The 7,045-nt window shown below is 68.1% G+C and carries 8 protein-coding genes; 5 read left to right on the top strand and 3 right to left on the bottom strand.

Translation table 11 applies throughout. The features are described from left to right. The coding region (locus ACE5C1_RS16835; protein ID WP_374945233.1) for a c-type cytochrome at window positions 1-353 on the top strand (353 nt) is incomplete at its 5' end. Here ACE5C1_RS16835 and ACE5C1_RS16830 read toward each other — a convergent pair. Then, a complete protein-coding gene (locus ACE5C1_RS16830) occupies window positions 350-547 on the bottom strand; it encodes a DUF4169 family protein (RefSeq protein WP_374945232.1) in 198 nt (65 codons plus the stop codon). The genes ACE5C1_RS16835 and ACE5C1_RS16830 overlap by 4 nt on opposite strands. A 141-nt stretch (window positions 548-688) precedes the next feature. Between ACE5C1_RS16830 and ACE5C1_RS16825 the strand changes: the two genes are divergently transcribed. Further along, window positions 689-2,500, top strand: a complete 1,812-nt coding sequence (locus tag ACE5C1_RS16825) for an aminopeptidase P family protein (protein WP_374945231.1) — start codon at window positions 689-691, stop codon at window positions 2,498-2,500. 9 nt (window positions 2,501-2,509) lie between these two features. Here ACE5C1_RS16825 and ACE5C1_RS16820 read toward each other — a convergent pair whose 3' ends face one another. After that, window positions 2,510-2,650 (bottom strand): hypothetical protein, encoded by a 141-nt coding sequence (locus ACE5C1_RS16820; protein ID WP_374945230.1) that lies wholly within the window; start codon window positions 2,648-2,650, stop codon window positions 2,510-2,512. An 87-nt stretch (window positions 2,651-2,737) separates the two neighbouring features. Here ACE5C1_RS16820 and ACE5C1_RS16815 point away from each other — a divergent pair, with 87 nt between their 5' ends. Both ACE5C1_RS16815 and ACE5C1_RS16810 read left to right on the top strand, forming a co-directional pair. Then, the gene (locus ACE5C1_RS16815) at window positions 2,738-3,967 is read left to right on the top strand and encodes a molybdopterin-dependent oxidoreductase (protein WP_374945229.1); all 1,230 of its coding nucleotides are present in this window, start codon (window positions 2,738-2,740) and stop codon (window positions 3,965-3,967) included. Window positions 3,968-3,977: 10 nt separating this feature from the next. Next, complete coding sequence (locus tag ACE5C1_RS16810; RefSeq protein WP_374945228.1) at window positions 3,978-4,442, top strand: hypothetical protein; 465 nt, start codon at window positions 3,978-3,980, stop codon at window positions 4,440-4,442. Window positions 4,443-4,497: 55 nt separating this feature from the next. On the opposite strand, the gene ACE5C1_RS16805 is transcribed toward ACE5C1_RS16810, so the two are convergent. Next, window positions 4,498-5,451 (bottom strand): CsgG/HfaB family protein, encoded by a 954-nt coding sequence (locus ACE5C1_RS16805; protein WP_374945227.1) that lies wholly within the window; start codon window positions 5,449-5,451, stop codon window positions 4,498-4,500. A gap of 101 nt (window positions 5,452-5,552) precedes the next feature. Here ACE5C1_RS16805 and lepA point away from each other — a divergent pair. Beyond that, window positions 5,553-7,045, top strand: a 1,493-nt coding sequence (gene lepA, locus ACE5C1_RS16800; protein WP_374945226.1) for a translation elongation factor 4, incomplete at its 3' end; no start/stop codon positions are given.

Genomic DNA, 7,045 nt, shown 5'->3' with positions numbered 1-7,045 from the left:
AGGCGGCGGCCGGACCCGTGCCCGCGATCGGTCAGCAACTGGCGCTGGTCGGCCTGCCCTCCGCAGGGCTGGGTCCCTGCGCCGCCTGCCACGGCGTCACCCGAGCGGCGGCAAAGGCCTATCCGCTGCTGGAGGGCCAGGCGCGCTGGTATCTCGGCAACCAGATGCGGGTCTTCCGCGCCGGGGGCCGCGGGACGATCGCGGGCGAGAAGGTCGTCGATCCGATGGTCGCGATCGCGCGCAAGCTGAACGACGCGCAGATCGACGCGGTCGCCGCTTACTACGCCGCCCAGCCCCCCGCAAAGGTCCAGAGCTTCGCCGCCCGCGAAGCGCAGGAGCAGGCGCGACCTTAGTCGATCTTTACAGCGGCGCTGTCGTCCCGCTTCGCCCCGTCCAGCAGCGCCTTACGCCGTGCGGCTTCGGCCTCGTCCGCGGCGCGCTCCGCCTTGGTCCGCCCGAACGCCGCGCGGTTCGCCGCGGCCTGCGTATCCTTCGCCGTCCGCGCCCGTGCCTTGCGCGCCGCCGCCATGTTGATCACGTCCGCCATTCGCTCCCCCTACTCGGCGCTGTCCTACACGATGTCGATCTGCCAAGCTTGCCGCCGTGACCGGCGTCCGTCATCCGTTTGCGCGACACCGGCATTCTTCATACCGTCTACGCGCGACCTTCGAGAAATTAAGGTAGTTCCATGTCCGTCCCCGCCACCCGACTCGCCGAACTCCGCGATCACCTCGCCGCCGCCGGGCTCGACGGCTTCGTCGTGCCGCTCACCGACGAGCACATGAGCGAATATGTCGGCGCCTACGCACAGCGCCTTGCCTGGCTCACCGGCTTCGGCGGCTCGGCCGGGAGTGCGGTGGTGCTGGCGAACCGCGCTGCGATCTTCACCGACGGCCGCTACACGATCCAGGTCCGCGAACAGGTCTCCGCCGCCGATTGGGAATACGTCCTCGTCCCGCAGACCGGCATGGCCGCATGGCTCGGCGAGCACGCCCAATCGGGCGCACAAATCGGCTACGACCCTTGGCTCCACACCCGCGGCTGGGTCGAAGAGGTGACTGCAGCCCTCGCCCGCCACGGCGCCACGCTCGTCGCGGTCGAAGCCAATCCGGTCGACGCGATCTGGGACGACCGCCCCGCGCCGTCGGACGCCCGGCTGGAACCCTATGACGAAGCGCTCGCAGGTCAGTCTTCGGCCGCCAAGCGCGCGGTGATCGGCGACTGGCTGACCGCGCGCGGCGCGGATGCGGTGGTGCTGACCGCGCTCGATTCGATCGCCTGGACGCTCAACGTCCGCGGGGCCGACGTCGCGCACACCCCTGTCGCTTTGTCCTACGCCATCGTCAACGCCGACGGATCGACCGACCTGTTCGTCGCGCCGGAGAAGATCGACGACGCCGTCCGCCGCCACCTGGGCAATGCGGTGCGCGTCCACGATCGGCACGCCTTCGCCTATACTTTGGCTGACTTTAGCGGCAAGCGCGTCGCCGCCGACCCCGAACGCAGTGTCGTCGCGATCCTCGACCAACTCGAAGCGGGCGGCGCGACGATCGTCGCCGAGCGCGATCCCGTCGTCCTCGCCAAGGCGCTGAAGAACCCCGCCGAGATCGCCGGTCACCGCGCCGCCAGCGTCCGCGACGGCGCCGCGCTCGCGCGCTTCCTGCGCTGGATCGAGGCCGAGGCGCCCAAGGGCGAGCAGACCGAACTTTCCGCCGCCGCCAAGCTGCTGACGTTCCGCCAGGCGACGGGCGTGCTGAAGGACACGTCCTTCGACACCATCTCGGCGACCGGTGCCAACGGCGCGCTGCCGCATTATCACGTCACCGAGGAGTCGAACGCGCCGATCCTTCCCGGTCAGCTCTACCTCGTCGATTCGGGCGGCCAATATCCCGACGGCACCACCGACGTCACCCGCGTCGTGCCGGTGGGGGAACCGACGCCCGAAATGCGCGACCGCTTCACCCGCGTGCTGAAAGGCCATGTCGCGATCGCCACCGCCGTCTTCCCGGACGGCACCCTGGGCGGGCAAATTGACGCTTTTGCGCGGCGGCCGTTATGGGAAGCGGGTCTCGATTTCGCGCACGGCACCGGCCACGGCATCGGCGCCTACCTGTCGGTCCACGAAGGCCCGCAACGGATCGCCGCCCCCAACTATCCCGGCGGGGCGGCGATGGAGCCGCTGCGCGCGACGATGATGCTGTCGAACGAGCCCGGCTATTACAAGGCCGGCGAATACGGCATCCGCATCGAGAACCTCGTCCTGATCGAGCCTCGCCAAATCGCGGGCGCGACCCTCGACATGCTCGGTTTCGAGACGCTGACCGTGTGTCCGATCGAGCGCACATTGATCGTGCCCGAGATGCTCACCGCAGACGAATGCGCTTGGCTGGACGCTTATCACGCAAAGGTGTTGGCGGTGCTCGGTCCCGAGATGGACGGCGAGGACCGCGCGTGGCTCCAAGCGAAGTGCGCCCCGATCCGCGATGGCGCAGCCGAGTAGCGGCCGTGGCTACTCGGAACGATCGGCGACTGGAATCGGCGTTGACGGCGCGGTGTCGCGCGGCACCCCCTGCTTGCGCCGCCGCAGGTTCGCGCGCAGCGCTGCCGCTAGCCGCTCGGCCTTCGCACGCTCGCGCTCGTCCGTGTTCATGCCTGGCTGGTCCTGCGCATGCGCCGGCTATGGCGCCCAAGCGCCATCCGATCAACGCACACGAGCCACGTGCCCGGAGAACGAACGATGGATAGCCTCGATGCCGCTTTGGCGACCGAGACGACCCGGCGCCGCTTCGTCGCCGGTGCCGCAATCGGCGTCGCGGCGGCGCCCGCGCTGGCACAGTCGACCGTCGACCTGCGCCTGCCCGGCGGCCCTTCCCGACGCCCGGTGACCAGCGCCTTTCCGGGCAAGCGCACCATGATCCTCCAGCGCGTCCACCCGCCGCTGCTCGAAACCCCGATGGACGTGTTCGACGGCGATGTGTTCACCCCCAACGACCGGTTCTTCGTACGTTGGCACTGGGCCGACATCCCGACGAAGATCGACGTCGAGGCCTTCCGCCTGACCGTGCTCGGCCACGTGAACCGGCCGCTGTCGATCAGCCTGAAGCAATTGCTCCGCCTGCCGCGGGTCGAGCTGGCCGCCGTCAACCAATGTTCGGGCAATTCGCGGGGACTGTTCCGGCCTGGGGTGGCGGGCGCGCAATGGGGCCACGGGGCGATGGGCAATGCCAAGTGGCTGGGGGTGCGCCTACGCGACGTGCTCGATCTCGCCGGAGTGAGGCCGGGCGCGGTGCAGGTCCGCTTCGGCGGGCTCGACCAGCCGATCGTCGACGGCGCGCCCGATTTCGTCAAGGCGCTCGCCATCGACCACGCGCGCGACGGCGAAGTCATGATCGCCTTCGGGATGAACGGCGATCAACTGCCGTTGCTCAATGGCTTCCCCTGCCGGCTGGTCGTGCCCGGCTGGTATTCGACCTATTGGATGAAGATGCTGAACACGATCGAGGTGCTGCCCGCCGCCGACACCGGATATTGGATGGCCAAGGCCTACAAGATCCCCGCGACGCCGCGCGCCGACGTGGAGCCGGGTACCAAGGATTTCCCCGCCGTGCCGATCAACCGGATGATCCCGCGATCGTGGGTGACCAGTTTATCGCAAGGGCAGCGGGTCGCCTTTGCCCACGCCATACCTGTGGGCGGCATCGCGATGGGCGGCGACTGCGGCGTCGCCCGGGTGGACGTGTCGAGCGATGGCGGGCGTAGCTGGCACGCCGCCACGCTCGGCCCCGATCACGGCAAATACGGTTTCCGGCGGTGGGACGCGCGGGTGCCGCTAACCCTTCCGGGGCCGGCCGCATTGATGTCGCGCTGCTGGAACACCGCCGGCGTGGCACAGCCGATAACGGCAATCTGGAACCCCGGCGGGTTCATGCGCGGCAACGTCGAAACAACGCACGTCGTCATCGGCTGAGGAGCGCGCCATGAAGATTTCCCGGGTCGGCCTGTTGGTCACGGGCCTGGTGGCCGCGATTGCGGTCGCGCTGACCATCGGCATCCCGCCCCGCCCGACCGTGCCGCCGGTCGCGTCCGCGTCGTCGTCGAGCGTCACCGCGGGTGGTTTCACGCTCGCCTCCACCGCGGTCGATCTGCCGGTCGACGACGGGGTGTTTCCCGCAGGTCCGCACGCCGACCTGGTCAACGCCAATTGCACGTCGTGTCACTCGGCGAGCATGGCGCTGACCCAGCCTCCATTGTCTGCGGAGCAATGGACGGCCGAGGTCACCAAGATGCGCGAGGTGTACCGCGCGCCCGTCGCCGAAACCGACGTCCCCGCGATCGTCGCCTATCTCACCGGCCTCAGTGCCAAGCAGGGTCTACCCACCACCGCCAAGGCGCAGGACCCCGATTCCAAGGCCGCGCCGAAGGTGTCCGGCGGCACCGGCTGAGCGGCCGAGCCTCCTTTACACGCGGCCCATGCGGGCTGTCGCGAACTGCGGTCGATCAGTTCGACGGCGCGAGCTTGGTATTGAGCACCCAGCCGACGTTGTCGTTCTCGTCGGCAACTTCCCACCACAGCCCAACCTTGTTGCCGGTCGGATAGACGATCGAGCCGGAGGGCAAGGTCCGCAGCACCCTGGCGCTGCCGACCGAGCTCGCGCGCATCGCGACCGCGGCTTGCGTCGTGAAGGTCTTGGATGGCGCCGCTTCGGCCGTCCCCGCCGAACCGGGGGTCAGCAGGCCCAGCCCTGTCACCATGCGCGAATAGGCCTGGATGAACGACAGCGTCACGATGCGGCCGATCTCGGTGTTGTCGTAGCCGCCGCCGACCCCGCCCGCGACGGCGAAGAAGCCGCCCGCCGCGAACGAGATGTTGTTCTTGGCGGCATAGCCTTCCTCGGTCGCGATCGTCTCGGTGGTGCGGACGTTGGTGAGCGACAGGATCGTGTTCGCCTCCATTTTCTTGGAGCGCATGCCGCCGAGCAGGCCGCCGACGCGTCCACCGAGCAAGCCGCCGATCCCGGCCGCGGCACCGCCACCGCTGACGTTGGAATTGGCGCCCTGGATTTCGGCGATCAGCACATAGTCCGCGGCCTTGATCTGCCCCTGCCCCACGTTCGAGCGCCGCTGCAGCCCGAGGCCCTGGCCGATCGCGCGCTCGCGGGTGGCGGCGTTCAGGCCGGTGCCGCGGTCGACCAGGTTGAAGCAGCCCGATCGCTGGACCAGCACCTTGAGCAGCTTGGACGGCGGCGCGAGGCTCGCCTGGGTCCAGGGACTCGGATCGTCGCCGTCCTCGATCGACAGCGTGCCCAGCTTGCGCGCGCAACGGGGCACGTCGTTGGCGGCCGCCTCCTGCATCCGCTGGCCGCTCGACGGCCTGGCTTGGGGTTGCGCTGCGGAGGGGATGGCGATGAGTGCCAGAATGACGGCGGCGGACGCAAGGTCGCGTGCAGGCATACGTGAGTCTCCCTGTTGGCTGCCCGCGCCGCTGCCTCCAGCGTGTCACGGCATTCAACCGAGCCTAGCACCGGCGCTTATGCTGCGCTAGGCGCTCCAGCATGTCCACATCGCTCGACCGCATCCGCAATTTCAGCATCATCGCGCATATCGACCATGGCAAGTCGACGCTGGCCGACCGGCTGATCCAGGCGACCGGGGGGCTGACCGACCGCGAGATGTCCGAGCAAGTCCTTGATAACATGGACATCGAGAAGGAACGCGGGATCACGATCAAGGCGCAGACGGTGCGTCTTGCCTACAAGGCCCAGGACGGTCTCGACTACGTCCTCAACCTGATGGACACGCCCGGCCACGTCGACTTCGCCTACGAGGTCAGCCGGGCGCTGGCGGCGTGCGAGGGGGCGTTGCTGGTCGTCGATGCGGCGCAGGGCGTGGAGGCGCAGACGCTCGCCAACGTCTATCAATCGATCGAGCACGATCATGAAATTGTGCCTGTTATCAACAAGATCGACCTTCCCGCCGCCGAGCCCGAGAAGGTGCGCAAGGAAATCGAGGACGTCATCGGCATCGACGCGTCGGGCGCGGTGCTCGCCAGCGCCAAGTCGGGGATCGGCATCCCCGACATCCTGGAGGCGATCGTCACCAAGATCCCGCCGCCCAAGGGCGACCCGACTGCGCCGCTGAAGGCGATGCTGGTCGACAGCTGGTACGACCCGTATCTGGGCGTCGTCATCCTCGTCCGGGTGATGGACGGCATCTTGCGCAAAGGGCAGCAGATCAAGTTCATGCAGACCGAGACGGTCCACCTGGTCGACCGGGTCGGCTGTTTCCGCCCCAAGATCGAGCAGCTGACCGAGCTGGCGACGGGCGAGGTCGGCTTCATCACCGCGCAGATCAAGGAGGTCGCGCAGACCCGGGTCGGCGACACGATCACCGATGCCAAGCGCCCCGCCGCCGAGCCGCTCGCGGGCTTCGAGGAGGTGCAGCCGGTGGTGTTCTGCGGCCTGTTCCCGGTCGACGCCAACGATTTCGAGAAACTGCGTGAGAGCATCTCCAAGCTGCGGCTGAACGACGCCAGTTTCTCGTTCGAGATGGAGACCAGCGCTGCGCTCGGCTTCGGCTTTCGCTGCGGGTTCCTGGGGCTGCTGCATCTGGAGATCATCCAGGAGCGGCTGACCCGCGAATACGACCTCGACCTGATCACCACCGCGCCGTCGGTGGTGTACCAGATCACGCTGACGCATCCCGACCCTGCGGGCATCACCCAGATCGACCTCCACAATCCCGCCGACATGCCCGAGCCCAACAAGATCGCGTCAATCGCCGAGCCGTGGATCGAGGCGACGATCTACGTTCCCGACGAGTATCTTGGGAGCATCCTCAAGCTCTGCCAGGACCGCCGCGGTATCCAGAAGAATCTGACCTACGTCGGCGGGCGCGCGCAGGCGACGTACGAGCTGCCGCTGAACGAAGTGGTGTTCGACTTCTACGATCGGCTGAAGTCGCTGTCGAAGGGCTATGCGAGCTTCGACTACCACCAGATCGGCTACCGCGAGGGCGACCTGGTCAAGATGGGCATCCTGGTCAACGA

This window comes from Sphingomonas sp. (assembly GCF_964263785.1).
In the GTDB taxonomy this organism is placed as follows: domain Bacteria; phylum Pseudomonadota; class Alphaproteobacteria; order Sphingomonadales; family Sphingomonadaceae; genus Sphingomonas.
The sequence above is the reverse complement of the archived record's forward strand: the minus strand, read 5'-3'. Positions and strand labels throughout refer to the sequence as shown.

Bases quoted from the DNA above. Each gene is read 5' to 3' on its own strand.
- ACE5C1_RS16810 (WP_374945228.1), top strand. From the start codon at position 3,978: ATGAAGATTTCCCGGGTCGGCCTGTTGGTCACGGGCCTGGTGGCCGCG.
- ACE5C1_RS16825 (WP_374945231.1), top strand. From the start codon at position 689: ATGTCCGTCCCCGCCACCCGACTCGCCGAACTCCGCGATCACCTCGCC.
- ACE5C1_RS16815 (WP_374945229.1), top strand. From the start codon at position 2,738: ATGGATAGCCTCGATGCCGCTTTGGCGACCGAGACGACCCGGCGCCGC.
- ACE5C1_RS16820 (WP_374945230.1), bottom strand. From the start codon at position 2,650: ATGAACACGGACGAGCGCGAGCGTGCGAAGGCCGAGCGGCTAGCGGCA.
- ACE5C1_RS16805 (WP_374945227.1), bottom strand. From the start codon at position 5,451: ATGCCTGCACGCGACCTTGCGTCCGCCGCCGTCATTCTGGCACTCATC.
- ACE5C1_RS16830 (WP_374945232.1), bottom strand. From the start codon at position 547: ATGGCGGACGTGATCAACATGGCGGCGGCGCGCAAGGCACGGGCGCGG.